At 58.2% G+C, this 14,689-nt stretch carries 17 protein-coding genes; 3 read left to right on the forward strand and 14 right to left on the reverse strand.

The window, feature by feature from the left end:
• Position 1 precedes the first annotated feature (1 nt).
• The 10 genes from MKR05_RS13220 to MKR05_RS13265 form a co-directional block, all read right to left on the reverse strand.
• The gene (locus MKR05_RS13220) at positions 2-1,693 is read right to left on the reverse strand and encodes a glycosyltransferase (RefSeq protein ID WP_072422209.1); all 1,692 of its coding nucleotides are present in this window, start codon (positions 1,691-1,693) and stop codon (positions 2-4) included.
• Positions 1,684-2,037, reverse strand: coding sequence for a beta-hydroxyacyl-ACP dehydratase (locus MKR05_RS13225; protein ID WP_023291247.1), 354 nt, complete (start codon positions 2,035-2,037; stop codon positions 1,684-1,686). Before MKR05_RS13225 ends, MKR05_RS13220 begins: the two co-directional genes overlap by 10 nt.
• Positions 2,024-3,373: an AMP-binding protein gene (locus MKR05_RS13230; protein ID WP_072422210.1), complete on the reverse strand. Its 1,350-nt coding sequence runs from the start codon at positions 3,371-3,373 to the stop codon at positions 2,024-2,026. Before MKR05_RS13230 ends, MKR05_RS13225 begins: the two co-directional genes overlap by 14 nt.
• On the reverse strand, positions 3,370-3,951 hold the full coding sequence (locus tag MKR05_RS13235) for a hypothetical protein (RefSeq protein ID WP_032454262.1): 582 nt from the start codon (positions 3,949-3,951) through the stop codon (positions 3,370-3,372). The genes MKR05_RS13230 and MKR05_RS13235 overlap by 4 nt, the downstream gene beginning before the upstream one ends.
• A 6-nt stretch (positions 3,952-3,957) precedes the next feature.
• A complete protein-coding gene (locus tag MKR05_RS13240) occupies positions 3,958-4,209 on the reverse strand; it encodes an acyl carrier protein (RefSeq protein ID WP_072422211.1) in 252 nt (83 codons plus the stop codon).
• An 11-nt stretch (positions 4,210-4,220) separates the two neighbouring features.
• Complete coding sequence (locus MKR05_RS13245) at positions 4,221-4,478, reverse strand: phosphopantetheine-binding protein (RefSeq protein ID WP_072422212.1); 258 nt, start codon at positions 4,476-4,478, stop codon at positions 4,221-4,223.
• Positions 4,459-5,292: a 1-acyl-sn-glycerol-3-phosphate acyltransferase gene (locus MKR05_RS13250; RefSeq protein ID WP_170849519.1), complete on the reverse strand. Its 834-nt coding sequence runs from the start codon at positions 5,290-5,292 to the stop codon at positions 4,459-4,461. The genes MKR05_RS13245 and MKR05_RS13250 overlap by 20 nt, the downstream gene beginning before the upstream one ends.
• Entirely contained in the window at positions 5,271-5,993 is a 723-nt protein-coding gene (locus MKR05_RS13255) for a beta-ketoacyl synthase chain length factor (RefSeq protein ID WP_060589759.1), read from the reverse strand. The genes MKR05_RS13250 and MKR05_RS13255 overlap by 22 nt, the downstream gene beginning before the upstream one ends.
• 20 nt (positions 5,994-6,013) lie before the next feature.
• Positions 6,014-7,075 carry a methyltransferase gene (locus MKR05_RS13260; protein ID WP_032454260.1) on the reverse strand — a complete coding sequence of 354 codons (1,062 nt, stop codon included), beginning with the start codon at positions 7,073-7,075 and terminating at the stop codon, positions 6,014-6,016.
• Positions 7,076-7,137: 62 nt separating this feature from the next.
• On the reverse strand, positions 7,138-7,533 hold the full coding sequence (locus MKR05_RS13265) for a lipoprotein (protein WP_023291239.1): 396 nt from the start codon (positions 7,531-7,533) through the stop codon (positions 7,138-7,140).
• A 405-nt stretch (positions 7,534-7,938) separates the two neighbouring features.
• Here MKR05_RS13265 and MKR05_RS13270 point away from each other — a divergent pair, with 405 nt between their 5' ends.
• On the forward strand, positions 7,939-9,159 hold the full coding sequence (locus MKR05_RS13270; protein WP_072422214.1) for an MFS transporter: 1,221 nt from the start codon (positions 7,939-7,941) through the stop codon (positions 9,157-9,159).
• Here the strand turns inward: MKR05_RS13270 and MKR05_RS13275 are convergent, their stop codons facing one another.
• Both MKR05_RS13275 and MKR05_RS13280 read right to left on the reverse strand, forming a co-directional pair.
• Positions 9,160-9,717 (reverse strand): DcrB family lipoprotein, encoded by a 558-nt coding sequence (locus MKR05_RS13275; protein WP_023291237.1) that lies wholly within the window; start codon positions 9,715-9,717, stop codon positions 9,160-9,162.
• Between the two features lie 73 nt (positions 9,718-9,790).
• Positions 9,791-10,456 carry a 7-cyano-7-deazaguanine/7-aminomethyl-7-deazaguanine transporter gene (locus MKR05_RS13280; protein ID WP_023291236.1) on the reverse strand — a complete coding sequence of 222 codons (666 nt, stop codon included), beginning with the start codon at positions 10,454-10,456 and terminating at the stop codon, positions 9,791-9,793.
• 206 nt (positions 10,457-10,662) lie between these two features.
• Here MKR05_RS13280 and tusA point away from each other — a divergent pair, with 206 nt between their 5' ends.
• Positions 10,663-10,908, forward strand: coding sequence for a sulfurtransferase TusA (gene tusA / locus MKR05_RS13285; protein ID WP_044524980.1), 246 nt, complete (start codon positions 10,663-10,665; stop codon positions 10,906-10,908).
• 364 nt (positions 10,909-11,272) lie between these two features.
• On the opposite strand, the gene zntA is transcribed toward tusA, so the two are convergent.
• Both zntA and MKR05_RS13295 read right to left on the reverse strand, forming a co-directional pair.
• Entirely contained in the window at positions 11,273-13,483 is a 2,211-nt protein-coding gene (zntA, locus tag MKR05_RS13290; RefSeq protein WP_284118869.1) for a Zn(II)/Cd(II)/Pb(II) translocating P-type ATPase ZntA, read from the reverse strand.
• Between the two features lie 78 nt (positions 13,484-13,561).
• Positions 13,562-14,188 carry a lysoplasmalogenase gene (locus tag MKR05_RS13295; RefSeq protein WP_072422216.1) on the reverse strand — a complete coding sequence of 209 codons (627 nt, stop codon included), beginning with the start codon at positions 14,186-14,188 and terminating at the stop codon, positions 13,562-13,564.
• 150 nt (positions 14,189-14,338) lie between these two features.
• Here MKR05_RS13295 and MKR05_RS13300 point away from each other — a divergent pair, with 150 nt between their 5' ends.
• Positions 14,339-14,689 carry a DUF2500 domain-containing protein gene (locus MKR05_RS13300; RefSeq protein ID WP_023291234.1) on the forward strand — a complete coding sequence of 117 codons (351 nt, stop codon included), beginning with the start codon at positions 14,339-14,341 and terminating at the stop codon, positions 14,687-14,689.

Raw genomic sequence — 14,689 nt, forward strand, 5'->3', positions numbered from 1 at the left:
TTTACTCCTTATCTTTGGGCTCCGGCAAACGCCAGAAATCGAAAAAGTTAAACCAGTCGAGCGGCGACTGCAGCGCGTAATATTCCAGCCGTTCGGCGTAGCGATCGATGATATGTTGCAGTGCCTGCTGGCGATTGGCGCGCGGCAGCGGCAGCGGGTCAGCGAACGGCTCACAGTAAATGCGCAGCTTGCCCTGCTGACGCAGAGCGAACATCAAATTGACCGGGCAGCGCAAAATAGCCGCGAGGATAAAGGGCCCCTGCGGGAAGGGGGCCGGTTGCCCCATAAAACGGCTCCAGCAGACGCGCCACTCGCCGCCGCGCTGCGGATTGACCGCAATACGATCGCCGACAATGGCGATCCATTCTCCGCGATCCAGTTTTTCCTGCAGCAGCATGGCGGTCTCCGGGCCGATATCGGTGACCGGCAGCAGGTTGAGTCCGGCCTGCGGGGCCATCTCCGCCATAATCTGCTTAAAGCGTTGGGCATTGTCGCTGAACACCAGCGCGTTGATGGTCTTGCTGCCCTGCAGCTGCGCCAGCGCACGGCAGGCTTCAACATCGCCGAGATGTGAGGCCAGCAGTAGTTTGCCGCGCGGATCGTCGATATTGAGCGTCTCTTCGGCACCTGCGGCAAACACCACATCGCGACCAAACTGCAGTTCGCCGCGCCAGCTGGCGATTTTATCCAGCATCGCGTTGCCAAAGCGCAGGAAGTGACGATAGCTACTGAGTTCGCCCGGCTCCGGCAGCTGACGAGCGGCTAACTGGTCGCGCACGCGGGTAAGCCAGTTTTGCGAAGCGCGGCGCGCGGTGCTGGCCGTTAGCCAGTAGACGCCGACCACCGGGTAGAGCAGCAGCGAAAACGCGTGTCGTCCCAACAGCCGCCACACCAACAGCATCAGGCGCATGCCCCATAAGCCTTTGACCTCCTTCTGGCGCGCCCAGTGCGGCGAAGCGCGGCGAAACAGCAGCGAGGGGATCCGCGGCAACATGCCGAGGAACAGTCGGGTATGCATCAGCGAGATGCGGCAGTTATCTCTGAGGGAATCGAAATGCGACAAACCGTCCGGCGGATAGGTCACGCGGGTCGGGACAAAGTAGCTGGTGTTCCCCTGCCAGTAGAGGCGCACCATCACTTCGGTATCAAAATCCATCCGCTTGCCGAGGGGCACGCGCTTAGCCAGCTGCAGCGTCGGCGCCAGCGGATAGACGCGAAAGCCGCACATGCTGTCTTTTAGCTGCAGCGATAGCGTTTCAATCCATACCCAGACGTGGGTGATCCAGCGTCCGTACAGGCGCGAGCGCGGGATTGAGTCGTCGTAAACCGGCTGGCCGGAGATCAGCGCCTCGGGATGCTTCTGCGCCAGCGCCAGCAGCTGCGGAATATCTTCGATGGCGTGCTGCCCATCGGCATCGACCTGCACCGCGTGGCTGAACCCGGCTTGCGCTGCGGCCTGTAATCCGCAGATGACCGCGGCGCCTTTTCCGGCGTTCTGCGGTAAGCGGATCAACGTCAGATCCGGGGTTTCCAGCGCCAGTCGCTCCAGCTCCAGCTGTGTGCGACTGTCGCTGCCGTCGTCCACCACGATACAGGGAAGATCAAACGGCTGCAGGCGCGCCAGCACCCGCGACATCATCGCGCCGTGGTTATAGCACGGGATCACCACGCAGGGGGAAAAGGTTAGCGACATAAGCGAATCTTCCCGCTGCTGGCGGTATGTCGTGTTTCGCCATCGTGGCGCTGATAGCTGAAGGTGATGAGCTGACGCGCCTCCTGCCAGCTAAGAGTGAGCGTCACGATCGCCCCCGGCAGGAGTGGCGACTGGAATTTCACATTGTGAATATCGTGAAAGCGCCAGCCGGGCGCCAGCAGGGTGGTGGCGTAATGCATCGCCCAGTCAATCTGCGCGACGCCTGGCAACAAGGGCTGAACGGCAAAGTGGCCGCGAAACCAGAATAACGCCGGATCCACCGATAAAATGATTTCAACCCGATCGGCTTGTGGCTGACGGCGCTCAATTTCATGGGGCTGCATGAAATAACTCCTGTAACTGTGCGTAGACACGCTTGTTCATACTATTGACGGGGATCTCGTCGATAACCCGCCAGTAGCGGGGAATGGCGACCGGTTCCAGCAGAGGGCGCAGTGCTTTTCGCCAATGAGTCTCCTGGCTTTTTCCCCAGCGCTGGCGGGCATGGTTATCCAGCACCAGCAATACGCCAATACTCTGACGGCTGCCGCGGGTGATGGGTAACACGGCGGCATCAATGATGCCTTCAAGTTCCAGCAGGCGCTGCTCCACTTCGCTCAGCGATATGCGCTTCTCTTCAATTTTGACCACGCGATCCCGACGGCCTGCCAAATGGAAGTGGCCACTCTCGCGAAAATGCAAAATATCCTCGAGCAGCTGGCCGCGGTTATCGGTAATAAGCGGAGAAAAGAGGCGGAACGCATCGCCTTCTGGCTGAAAGCGGATGCCGGGAAACGGTTGCCATGGCGCCTCATCCTGCACGCGCTGGCGGCAGGCGATGACGCCGCTTTCCGTACTGCCGTAAATTTCATCCGGCCAGGTATTGCACCAGCGGGCCGTTTGCACGGCATCCTGCCAAAGCAGCTTGCCGCCTGCGGACACGATCATTTCGATCGGCGGAGGGGTAAGCCGGTGGTCGAGACGTTTAAGGAAGGCCGGACTACTAATAAACAGATAGCGATGCTTCCGGCTTAACGCCGTTAACTGCTCGGTGTACTCCAGCATGTCCGCGTGAAGCGGTAAACCCAACGCCATTGGCAAGAACAGTCGAAACGTCAGGCCATACATATGCTGCGGCGCTACGGATGCCACCACCCGACAGCCTGCCAGACGCCCGGCATAGCAGGCGGATAACAGCGCCGCCTCGCGGTCGAGCGAGCCGATCGGTTTGCAAATTCGCTTCGGTTGACCGGTGGAACCGGAGGTGAATAATTCAATGCAAGCCTCTTTGCCTGGCGCGGGAAAATGCATCTGGCCGCTCGTTACCGCCATCGTGGACTCGACAATCACCAGCGCGCCATCCCATGCCAGCGCTTTATCGCTGAGAATGCCGTCAAACAGCGCCTTCTGCTCATTTAACAGCGAAATACGGCCGTGGCCGGGAAGGACCGGCGTTTTGCCGGCATGCAGGGTTGCCAGCAGAGCGACGATAAACAAGTAGCTATTTTCAATGCACAACGCCCAGCGCATGGCTGGCTGCTGACGCAAGTGCGTGAGCAGGTGGGCGACATCATGGCGCAGATGTGCAAGCGTCCAGAGGTGCGTGTCCTGCCAGGCGATCGGCGTTTCCGGCGAACGCGCGGCGCTGAGCCACTGGTCCAACGGGAGAGACTGCTTCATGGTTTATCTCGTTTTATCACCCGCTGGCGCACCAGCCACTCGCCGGCCATGAGCGTGCCCATCAGCAGATAGGAAATCATGCCGTTCCACGCCGTCCACAGGGACAGATCGCCATACAGCGCGGTAAAAAGCGCAATGCCACCGTTAATGATGAAAAAGGCGCACCAGATTTGGGTGACGCGCCGGGTATAGCGTACAGCCCGCTCCGGAAGATCCGGTTCACGCAGTCGCGCCAGACGCTCGATTATCGGCATCCTGGACCATAGCGAACCGCCAAACACCGCCAGCATCACGCTGTTCACCACCACCGGGTAAAATAGCAGTAACTGATGGGTTTTCAGCAGGTAGCTGGCAATACACAGCGTCATGCCGGCCACCGCCACAATCTGAGTGACCACGCTCAGCGCTCCCGCCCGTCGCCGGGTCTGACGAAAGCGTAAAAACAACATCAGCGCCATGAGCGGTAACAACCCTTGCAGGCTGTTATGCGCGAGGCCGAACCAGATTATAAACGGCCAGGCCAGCAGCAATATGCCCGTCAGCAATGGCACAACTGGCAGTGAGCGAATGCCCGACACGGTGAATTATTCTTCTTTGAACAGGCGTTCTACCGCATCGACCACATCCTGCACGGTGCGGACAGTTTTGAACTCTTCTGGCTTGATTTTCTTGCCAATTTTCTTTTGCAGATGGACGATCATGTCGATGGCGTCGATACTGTCCAGTTCAAGATCTTCGTACAGGCGGGCCTCAGGCGTAATATCCTGCAGATCGATTTCAAACACGTTCACCAGCAGCGCGGAGATTTCTTCGTAAATGGCTTGTTGTTCATTCATAACCACTCTCCTCAGGCGCGCTGTGCTTGAATAAATACCGCCAGCGTGGCGACAGAGTAGAAATGCTGACGCATCTCTTCACTTTCAGCCGACAGCAGCACGCCGTACTGATTTTTCACCGCCAGACCCAGCTCCAGCGCATCAATTGAGTCCAGGCCCAGACCATCGCCAAAAAGCGCGGCGTCGGTGTCGATATCATCAGCGGACAGCTCGTCCAGGTTCAAGGTACTGATGATCAGATTTTTAATTTCAAGATAGAGCGCTTGCATCATTCATTCCTGTTTCAGGGAGAGTGCCTGTTTCTAATTTAAGCAAAATATGACGGTTCAACTGTCTTGCGGCCAGCGCCGGTTCTTGTTTATTGGCATCATAAAACTGATGTATTGGCAGCCGTTCTCCAACCTCGACGGTAAACCGCGGCTTAGTTGGCGGCGCGTCGTACCATTTGCTTTGTTTACCCAGCATATGCTCGGTACAGCGGATGACGACAATGCGTAAATCGCTGCCGCAGCGTACCGCGATATTAGCCGCCCCCCGCTGTAGCTGCATTTTTTTCCCCGGCACGGTGCGCGTGCCTTCAGGGAAAATCAAAATCGTATCGCCTTGCTGTAAACGTTGCCGGCTTGCCGGCAGCAGGGCATCGGCCTGATCGTTAATCAGATAATCGGCGGCGCGGATCACGCCGCTGACGAATGGATTTTTCAGCAGCGCGCTTTTTACCATGCAGTCGGTCTCCGGCATCACCGAGGCCAGCATCACATAGTCAATAAGGCTGGGGTGATTGGCGACCACCAGGCAACCGCGCTCCGCGCGCAAAATATCGCGGCCATCGATACGGTAATCGAGAACGCCGACGCTTTTCACCACGCTGAGGAATACGCGAAAGCTAACGGAAATGCTGCGCCGCGCGATGCAGCGTCGGCGGGTTTTATTACGTACCAAAACCAGCAGCAGATTAAACCAGATGAGCGAGAGCAGCAGGCCGCCAATGCCAAACAGTGCGAAGCAGAAACCGGTCATCGCTGCGCGCCAGAGCCGATTAAGCCGGTGGAAAAACGGCTTCATGCGCGGCTCCATTGCCATTGCACGCGATCGCCGGGAAGCGCGAACGTGCGGGCATTCTGCAAATAGTACTGCAAGAACAGTAAACTTTGCGGTAATGGACTTTCAGCAACGGCTGCATGAGGCTGGGCGTGGCATTGCCACTGGCGACCGGGCTCAATCACCCAGGCTGCCGCATATGGCCAGGTGGTGATACCTGGCGGCAACTGAGCGTGGTAAAACTCAGGGAGAAAACCGTCGAAATCAACCATCAGCACGCGCTGATAACCCGCCTGTAGCAGGCCCATCACTTCGTATAATCCCTGCTGAAACGTGTCGCGTCCGGCAGAAAGGGATGACGACATAATCGCTTTTTTTGCAGCAATCGTCAGATTACCCACGGCGGAATTATGCACCGATAAGGCGAAATCGGTCGGCGAGATCGCTTGCTCCATAGCCAGCGCATGGAGGATCCGATAGTTGCGCTCCAGTTCGCCGTGACGGCTGGTATAAAGAACGGCATCGATTTCATGGCGACGGAGCATAGCCAGACCGCATTCCACAGCCAGCTTACTTCCCGAGCTGAGTCGGCGTGCGGTCATCATCGGCAATTCGCTGAGTTTGGGTGGCGCCGCGGCGGGATCGATGGCGTGCAAATGCTGTGACCACCGTTGCCATTGCTCGGGGCCACTGACGCCAGGCGCGAAGGCCTGCCAATCAACAATGTTAAATGAAAATGTCATCCACTCGCATCCGCGATCAATCAATTATTCTTGTGGCATATCAACAAGGTATGCCCAACGCCTAAATTATCGTGACGCTGTTCTACTTCGAACCCCGCCATTTCAAGATAGCGGTAAAATTTCTCTACGCTGTAGAAACGGCTGTTGCCGTTGGCCATACAGGTAAAATAAAGTGAAGACGCATTCAGACTAAATGATGCTGCTTCAAATTTCTGCGCATCCCAGAACAATTCCAGAATGTACAGGCGGGCGCCAGGTTTCATGACCTGTGCCACGTTACTGAGTATGGTGATGATTTGTTCTGGCGAGAAACAGTCCAGGAACTGACTCATCCACCAGATATCCGCTTCTCCGGGTAGGGGGGCGTCACTCAGCATATCCACAGCATGAAAATCGATGCGATGGGCAAGGCCAGCATTTTCTATATTTTCCCGTGCCAGTGCAATTTGTTGCGGTAAATCTAATAACGTGACCGCGATATTTTCATCGTACTGGCAACAGCGTAGCGCCCATTTCCCGGTATTACCGCCTACATCGTACAGCCTTGCGGGCTGGCTGGCGAATACATAGGGCAGCGCTGCAGTGAAGGCGCCATCGGAATAGTAATGGTCGAAGGCAAACCAGCTTTTGCGCGCCGCGGGTGGTAGCTGTGACAAGGCAGGGTAAATCGTTGGCCACTCACCAAAAACTTTTAATCCTGAAGGCTTTCCCTCCTGGAGCGCATTTTCCAGAAAGAATAATCCTTGATAACAAACGTCTTGAGTAAAATCCATATTTACTCGCGTCATCGGATCATGAAGTAAGAAATGTCCTATTTTAGAGAGGTGGTAGCGTTCCTCTTTATAGGTCAGGATACGACCGCTTAATCCCATATCGAGCAAAACGCTAACGGCATATTCTTTTCCGTCGAAAATTTCACTGATGGCTGCAAACGTTGCACCGCGTTTACCTTGTTGGTCCAGATAACCCAAAATACCTGAGTTGCGTAGACATAATGCGGTTTGAAAGAGCATGGGGGCAAAAGCAATACGCTGCGCTTCAGTAATGGCATCAAGTGCGCTGAGAGAATCCTTTTGGTACACGTTCGGTACAACCTTATTACAAATAATCGGCGAAACGGGTCAGTAGTGACCCGTATGTATATTTATTGTTGCAGAGCGGTGTTTGCTGCCAGCGTAACCTGAATATCTTTATCGAGGTTGTGTACCCAGCGGTTATAGTTTCTATGAATTTTTCCGTTGGCGGCCATGAGATTAATGCTACTCACATAGACAATAGAATAACTTGTTGCGGAGTAGTTAATTTTAATATCCGCGACATGGTCGCGATTTTGCAATTTACCTTTTATGACGCCAGGGCCCGCGTCAGACATAATCCATTGGCGCTGAGCACCTGCTTTGATAATGGCATCCTTGACCTGCGCTTCCGTATGGCCGGCGCTCACTATCGCATTGACCTGTTCAATAGGGGCTGTCCGTGCGCAACCGGCGAGCGCACCGACAACCGTAGCGGCAATCATCCAGTGAATAATTTTTTTCATGAATACTCCATGTCAATATATTGGCTACTGGCATTAACTTATGCCACGTAAGAAACTTTTATATAGGCTGATATGCTGTGGTTGTTCTGTCAGGCAATATGTTCATCTGTATTAAAACAGGCCGGAGAGGGAAATATGATGTTATAGAAATATTAACATCATGATAAACAATGAGGCGCTATCAGAGCCGTGAGGAAGTATAAGTAATTTAACCCTGCTCAGGCAATAGCGATAATTATTAATATGTATTTATCCTTCCATTAAGGAAAGTCGAATAATCGTCGCGGCAATTTATGCTGATGAGCGCGGCGATGGCGCCGCTGAGGTTATTGCCATCGGAAGGCTGCTTTTCAACAGAAGTCGTGGTAATAGTGGCTCTGTATAGTACAAATCTGGTGGAACCTGATGCCCGAATCCGTCGCCGAACCGGCGCTCAATGGACTGCGCCTCAATCTGCGGATTGTCTCCGTGGTTATTTTTAACTTTGCCAGCTACCTCACCATCGGCTTGCCGCTGGCGGTACTTCCTGGCTATGTGCATGATGTAATGGGCTTTAGCGCTTTCTGGGCTGGCCTGGTGATTAGTCTGCAATATTTCGCCACGCTGCTCAGCCGCCCGCACGCCGGGCGCTACGCTGACCTGCTGGGGCCCAAAAAGATTGTCGTCTTCGGCCTCTGCGGCTGCTTTTTAAGCGGGCTGAGCTATCTGCTGGCCGCCTGGAGCAGCGGCTGGCCGCTGGTTAGCCTGCTGCTGCTATGCCTCGGACGAGTCATTCTCGGCATCGGCCAGAGCTTTGCCGGCACCGGCTCGACGCTGTGGGGCGTCGGCGTTGTTGGGTCGCTGCATATCGGGCGGGTGATCTCATGGAACGGCATTGTGACCTACGGGGCGATGGCGATGGGCGCCCCGCTCGGCGTGCTGTGCTATTCGCAAATTGGCCTCAGCGGCCTGGCCGGGGTCATTATGGCGGTTGCGCTGGTGGCTATCCTCTGCGCGCTGCCCCGCGCAGCGGTGAAGGCGGCGAAAGGCAAAGCAATGTCGTTTCGCGCGGTGCTCGGGCGGGTGTGGCCCTACGGCATGGCGCTGGCCCTGGCCTCCGCCGGTTTCGGGGTTATCGCCACCTTTATCACGCTGTTTTATGACGCCAAAGGCTGGGACGGGGCGGCCTTCGCCCTGACGTTGTTCAGCTGCGCGTTCGTTGGCGCGCGGCTGCTGTTTCCCAACGCCATTAACCGCCTCGGCGGGCTGAACGTGGCGATGCTCTGCTTTAGCGTGGAGATCATCGGCCTGCTGCTGGTCGGCTTTGCCGATACGCCGCTGCTGGCGAAAATCGGCACCTTTCTTACCGGGGCCGGGTTCTCACTGGTCTTTCCGGCGCTGGGCGTGGTGGCGGTGAAAGCGGTGCCGCAGCATAACCAGGGGTCGGCGCTGGCTACCTATACCGTGTTTATGGATTTGTCGTTAGGCGTCACCGGGCCGCTGGCCGGCTTGCTGATGGCGTGGACCGGGATCCCGGTGATATATCTGGCGGCGGCAGGTCTGGTAATGGCGGCGCTGCTGCTGGGCTGGCGGTTAAAAAAACGGCCCCCGGTCAGCGAACCGGGGGCCGTCGCACCAGGCCAGTAATTACTGGATGGTGAGGGTGCTGATGATGCTTTCCGCTTCGGTCTGCGCCTGCTGCTGGTTGTCCGCCGGCAGGGTGACCTGCAGGGTCAGCAGTTTGTCATCCACTTTGCCGAGGAGTACGGAAGACCAGGCGGTCTGCCCCTTGGCGGAGATGATGCTGTCCAGCTGCTGCAGGGTGTGACCTTTGATCTCCAGCGATTTATTGCTCACCACCTGCAGCTGCGGGTCGCGGCTACGCTGCTGATCTTCCAGGCGTTTCGCCAGCACCGCCAGGTCTTCATTAGTGCTGTCGCCGACGATGACGATGACTGCTTTCTGGCCGGTGGCGTCAGAATAGACGTGCATGTTGTTCGCCTGAGTACCCAGTTTGCCGCTCTGGTCGGCCATGCCCGCAGGCAGGGTGAAGCTCAGTTTGCCATCCAGCAGGCTGATCGCCTGGCCGCTGGTGTTGCTCTCCGCTGCTGCCCCAACGGTTGGCGCTTTTGAATCGCTGTTATCGCAGGCGGCAAGCCCCATCACCAGCAGGCCAATACCGACATATTTAACCAAATTGCGCATTGACATCTTCCTTTCGATAAACGGCCACTAATGGCTCATCCGGCTATCTTAACACATCAGCCCGCGAGTACCTTTAACTCGGCTGCAATGCCGACAAATCAGATTTATCCGCCAGCCTTTTCAACAGCATATTTAACAGTACGCCGTACATCGGCAGGAAGAAAATGATGCTGATAAGCACTTTAAAGCTGTAGTCGACGAGGGCGATTTCCCCCCAGTGGGCGGCCATAAATGGATCCGGGCTGCGCCAGAAGGCGATGAAGAAGAACGCCACGGTATCGCTGATGTTGCCGAACAGCGTCGAGGCGGTGGGGGCCAGCCACCAGCGGCGGCTCTGCCGCAGGCGGTTGAAGACGTGGACGTCGAGGATCTGCCCCAGCGCATAGGCCATAAAGCTGGCGATGGCGATACGCGCGACGAAGAGATTAAAGGTGCCCAGCGCCGCGAAACCCTGCCACTCACCCATGTAAAACAGGGCGGAGATGGCGTAGGAGATGACCAGCGCCGGGACCATCACCGCAAAAATAATGCGTCGCGCCAGCGGCGCGCCAAAAATTCGCACCGTCAGATCGGTGGCGAGGAAGATAAACGGAAAACTGAACGCCCCCCAGGTGGTATGGAAACCAAAGATGGAGATCGGTAGCTGAACCAGATAGTTGCTGGAGGTGATCACCAGCAGATGAAATAGCGAAAGCCAGACGAGCGCTTTTTTGCGCTGTACGGTAGTAAACGGATTCATATTGTGACCTTTTTATGCCCGTCATGCTTCAGGTAAATGAGCAATCGGCAGCGGAACGTTGGGGTGAGGGAACCCAATGAAAAACGGCTGCATGATACTGCGTTGCCGGCGTAATGCAATGGTTGTTTTTCGCGCAAACGTTAACCTGGCTTGCGTACTGGCGAACTGGGGGTAAACTAGGGCCGTTTTGTTGATGTGAGACTAAAATGAGCGAACTTTTCTCCACTCCAGACCACACTCTGGATGCCCTGGGACTGCGCTGCCCGGAGCCGGTCATGATGGTGCGTAAAACCGTGCGGACAATGCCCGTCGGCGAGACGCTGCTGATTATTGCTGACGATCCGGCCACCACCCGCGATATCCCGGGATTCTGCCGCTTTATGGAGCATGAGCTGGTGGCCCAGCAAACCGAAGCTCTGCCGTACCGCTACCTGATCCGCAAAAGCCACTGAGTCTCTCCCGGATGGCTGCGCGTAGCGCCTTATCCGGGCTACCCGACGGTCTGGAACCGTAGCCCTGCTAAGCGTAGCGCGAGCAGGGAATATCCCGGATGGCGGCGCGTAGCGCCTTATCCGGGCTACCCGACGGTCTGGAACCGTAGCCCTGCTAAGCGCAGCGCGAGCAGGGAATACCCCGGATAGCGGCGCGTAGCGCCTTATCCGGGCTACCCGACGGTCTGGAACCGTAGCCCTGCTAAGCGTAGCGCGAGCAGGGAATATCCCGGATGGCGGCGCGTAGCGCCTTATCCGGGCTACCCGACGGTCTGGAACCGTAGCCCTGCTAAGCGTAGCGCGAGCAGGGAAGCCGGTATCTATGCTACAACTTCTTACGCAATAACCGCAGCGCGTTAGCCGTTACCAGTACGGTGGCGCCGGTATCCGCCAGCACCGCCAGCCACAGGCCGGTCAGGCCGAGCAGGGTGGTGACAAGGAAAATCCCCTTCAGCCCTAAGGCAATCGCGATGTTCTGGCGAATATTCGCGTGGGTCGCCCGCGCCAGGGAGATCATCTGCGCCAGGCCGGTCAGACGGTTGTGGGTCAGCGCGGCGTCGGCGGTCTCCAGCGCCACGTCGGTGCCGCTGCCCATGGCGATGCCGATGGTCGCCGCCTTCATCGCCGGGGCGTCGTTGATGCCGTCCCCGACCATCGCCAGCGGCGCATCGGCATTCAGCGCCATCACCGCTTCGACTTTGTCCGCCGGCAGCAGGCCGGCGCGGAATTCCAGCCCCAGTTCGCTGGCAATGGCCGCCGCGGCGCGCGGGTTATCCCCGGTGAGGATCACCCCCTGCACCCCCAGCTGGTGTAAGGCATCCACTGCCTGACGCGCGTCGTCGCGCAGGGTGTCGCGCAGCGCCAGGATGCCGAGAAGCGTCTCGCCGCGCATGACCAGCACCACCGTTTGCCCGGCGCTCTCCAGCTGCTGGATCTGCGCCTCATGCTCTGCCGGGGCGGCTTTGCTGGCCGCGCAGATTAAAATCCGGCTGCCGTTGACCTCGGCTTCGATACCGGAACCTGCCAGCGCCCGCTGGCCGCTGGCCAGCGGAATGCTCAGCTGGCGCCGCTGCGTTTCGCGGACGATGGCCTGCGCCAACGGATGGCTGGAGCCTTGCTCCACCGCCGCCGCCAGCGCCAGCAGCGCGTTGTCGTCATTCTCAGCCGTGGCGATGACCGAGGTCACCTGCGGCTGCCCGACGGTCAGGGTGCCGGTTTTGTCGAACGCCACCTGGCGCACCTGGCCCAGCTGTTCCAGCGCCGCGCCGCCTTTGATCAGCGCCCCGCGTCGGGCGGCGACCGCCAGGCCGGAGGTGATGGCCGCCGGGGTGGAGATGACCAGCGCGCACGGGCAGCCGATCAACAGCAGCGTTAAGCCTTTATAGATCCATGGCAGCCAGGCGCTGGCGAAGAACAGCGGCGGGACAATGGCCACCAACAGGGCCACCACCATAATGGCCGGAGTGTAGATCCGGCTGAAGCGGTCGATAAAACGCTCGATCGGCGCCCGACGTTCCTCCGCCTCTTCAATCAGCTTCAGGATGCGGTCGATGGCGCTGTCGCCCGGTTCGGAGATCACGGTCAGCTGCACCAGGCGGTCGACGCTGGTGGCGCCCGCCGCTACCCGTTCTCCGGCCTGGCGCTCCACTGGCACCGACTCGCCGGTCAGGGCGCTTTCATCAAAGCTGGCAAATGGCGACAGCAGCTGACCATCCGCCGGCAGACGCCCACCGGCGGCCACTTCGATCACATCCCCGGGGCGCAGATCGCGCTGGGCGACGGTTTCCCGCACGCCGTTGCGCAGGCGAATGGCGGTGTCGGGCTTCAGCGCCATCAGCGCGCTCACCCCCTGCCGCGCGCGGCTGGCGGCCCAGCCTTCGAGACGCTCGCCGATCAGGAACAGCAGCAGGACCATCGCCGCCTCTGCGGTGGCGCCGATAAACAGCGCCCCGATGGCGGCGACGCTCATCAGCGTTTCAATGGCGAACCAGCTCCCGCTCTTGATCAGGCGCAGCGCCTGGCGGGCAACCGGCCACAGGCCGACCAGGGTGGTGGCAATAAAGGCTAACTGACCGGCAGGGTGGTTGGCCTGCTCCAGCCCCCAGCTCAGGGCCATCATCATGATCAGCGTCAGCAACGGTAAATTGTCGCGCAGCCGCGAGCCCTGAGTTTTCTCTGACGCGGGTGCATCGGCATCGCGCAGCGTATAGCCTGCCTGACGTACCGCCTGCTCAACCTGAGCCCGAACGTCGCCCTCGGCGTTAACCAATAATTTTTCAGTGGCGAACAGCACCTGAACCTGACTGACGCCGGGCACCTGACGAACCGCCGTTTCCACCTTGCGGGCGCAGGCGGCGCAGTCCATGCCTGCAACCTGCCAGCTGTAGCGGGCGTCGCTGAGCGCTTCGGCGGCAGGCGCGCTCTCTGCGGCGCAGGCGTGGTCTGTGCAGCAGCTTTCCGCCGGGGCGGGCGCTGGCCGCATGGTGAATGACGAGAATTGTGGGACTTTTTTATCCTGCGCGTCTGGAGTCGACATGGCACCCTCCGGTAAATGATAATTTTCTCATTAGCCGTAGGATACACTCTGGAGTCGACTCCAGAGTCAAGGACTAAATTACAGGTACAGCGCGCGCACTATGAGGAAGTGGCCGGCAAAGTAAAACGCGGCGGCAATGGCGTTATCGGCGCGGAAACGGCGGCGATAGTGGCTCACCAGCCACACGGCATTGCTCAGCAGCAGCAGAGCGGTGCCGGCGAATCCGGACAGCGCGGTGTTGGTAGGGCGGGCAAACCACAGCTCGCCGGCCAGCCAGACCATCACCAGCGTCATGCCGATAAAGGTCAGCACCGGCATTTTCATCTCTTCCAGCCGGCTCCAGATCACCGCCATCAGCAGGGCGCCGAATACCAGCAGCACCAGCGGCAGCGGCCAGAAGAACGACAGCGTCAGCTGGCTGGCGAACCAGATGGTATACAGCAGATGCGACAGGAAGAAGGCGCCCACCGCGTACATCACCCGCTGGCGCGGCAGCAGGGTCAGGGCGTCGCCGAGCAGTGAGGCGCACAGGCCGGCCAGCACCAGGTAGCTGATGGCATTGAACATCGGCGCCTGCCAGGCCAGCAACAGCAACAGAATCAGGGTGACAGGTTTAAATACCCAGCGTCGCCAGGCCGGCCCGCGATAGGATGCATCGACATAAAGCCATGCGGAGAAACAGACAGCAATAAATGACCAAAGCATAGTAAGTCCCTGTATCTGTTATCATAAGGAAAGTTACGGATGCGTGAAGCTACCACTCAGTGTAGTGGTTTGGCGCAGCAGATGACAATGTTATTCCAGTCGCAGTATGCTGATTCCTGATATTTTTTATGGGTAACCTTAATGAGTAAAATGCCGCTCTTTTTTGTTCTGGTCGTCGCGGTGATTGTGGTGGCGGCTTCGTTTCGCTATGTGCAGCAGCGCCGCGAAAAACTGGCGAACGACGCCGCGCCGGTGTTGCAAAAGCGGGTGATCGTCAGCAATAAGCGGGAAAAAGTGATTAACGATCGGCGTTCGCGGCAGCAGACGGTGACGCCTGCGGGCAGCGAGATGCGCTATGAAGCGAGCTTTCGCCCTGAGAACGGCGGGCTGGAGGTGGTGTTTCGCCTTGACGCGCCGCAGTATCATGCGCTGAGCGTCGGCGATCGCGGGATGTTAAGTTATAAGGGCACAGCGTTCGTGGCGTTCACGCCCGATCCCTGA

This window comes from Klebsiella sp. K5-204, assembly GCF_030128585.1.
GTDB classification, from domain to species: Bacteria; Pseudomonadota; Gammaproteobacteria; order Enterobacterales; family Enterobacteriaceae; genus Klebsiella; species Klebsiella quasipneumoniae.

Bases quoted from the DNA above. Each gene is read 5' to 3' on its own strand.
- MKR05_RS13220 (WP_072422209.1), bottom strand. From the start codon at position 1,693: ATGTCGCTAACCTTTTCCCCCTGCGTGGTGATCCCGTGCTATAACCAC.
- MKR05_RS13225 (WP_023291247.1), bottom strand. From the start codon at position 2,037: ATGCAGCCCCATGAAATTGAGCGCCGTCAGCCACAAGCCGATCGGGTT.
- MKR05_RS13230 (WP_072422210.1), bottom strand. From the start codon at position 3,373: ATGAAGCAGTCTCTCCCGTTGGACCAGTGGCTCAGCGCCGCGCGTTCG.
- MKR05_RS13240 (WP_072422211.1), bottom strand. From the start codon at position 4,209: ATGAATGAACAACAAGCCATTTACGAAGAAATCTCCGCGCTGCTGGTG.
- MKR05_RS13245 (WP_072422212.1), bottom strand. From the start codon at position 4,478: ATGCAAGCGCTCTATCTTGAAATTAAAAATCTGATCATCAGTACCTTG.
- MKR05_RS13250 (WP_170849519.1), bottom strand. From the start codon at position 5,292: ATGGCAATGGAGCCGCGCATGAAGCCGTTTTTCCACCGGCTTAATCGG.
- MKR05_RS13255 (WP_060589759.1), bottom strand. From the start codon at position 5,993: ATGACATTTTCATTTAACATTGTTGATTGGCAGGCCTTCGCGCCTGGC.
- MKR05_RS13265 (WP_023291239.1), bottom strand. From the start codon at position 7,533: ATGAAAAAAATTATTCACTGGATGATTGCCGCTACGGTTGTCGGTGCG.
- MKR05_RS13270 (WP_072422214.1), top strand. From the start codon at position 7,939: ATGCCCGAATCCGTCGCCGAACCGGCGCTCAATGGACTGCGCCTCAAT.
- MKR05_RS13275 (WP_023291237.1), bottom strand. From the start codon at position 9,717: ATGCGCAATTTGGTTAAATATGTCGGTATTGGCCTGCTGGTGATGGGG.
- MKR05_RS13280 (WP_023291236.1), bottom strand. From the start codon at position 10,456: ATGAATCCGTTTACTACCGTACAGCGCAAAAAAGCGCTCGTCTGGCTT.
- tusA (WP_044524980.1), top strand. From the start codon at position 10,663: ATGAGCGAACTTTTCTCCACTCCAGACCACACTCTGGATGCCCTGGGA.
- zntA (WP_284118869.1), bottom strand. From the start codon at position 13,483: ATGTCGACTCCAGACGCGCAGGATAAAAAAGTCCCACAATTCTCGTCA.
- MKR05_RS13295 (WP_072422216.1), bottom strand. From the start codon at position 14,188: ATGCTTTGGTCATTTATTGCTGTCTGTTTCTCCGCATGGCTTTATGTC.
- MKR05_RS13300 (WP_023291234.1), top strand. From the start codon at position 14,339: ATGCCGCTCTTTTTTGTTCTGGTCGTCGCGGTGATTGTGGTGGCGGCT.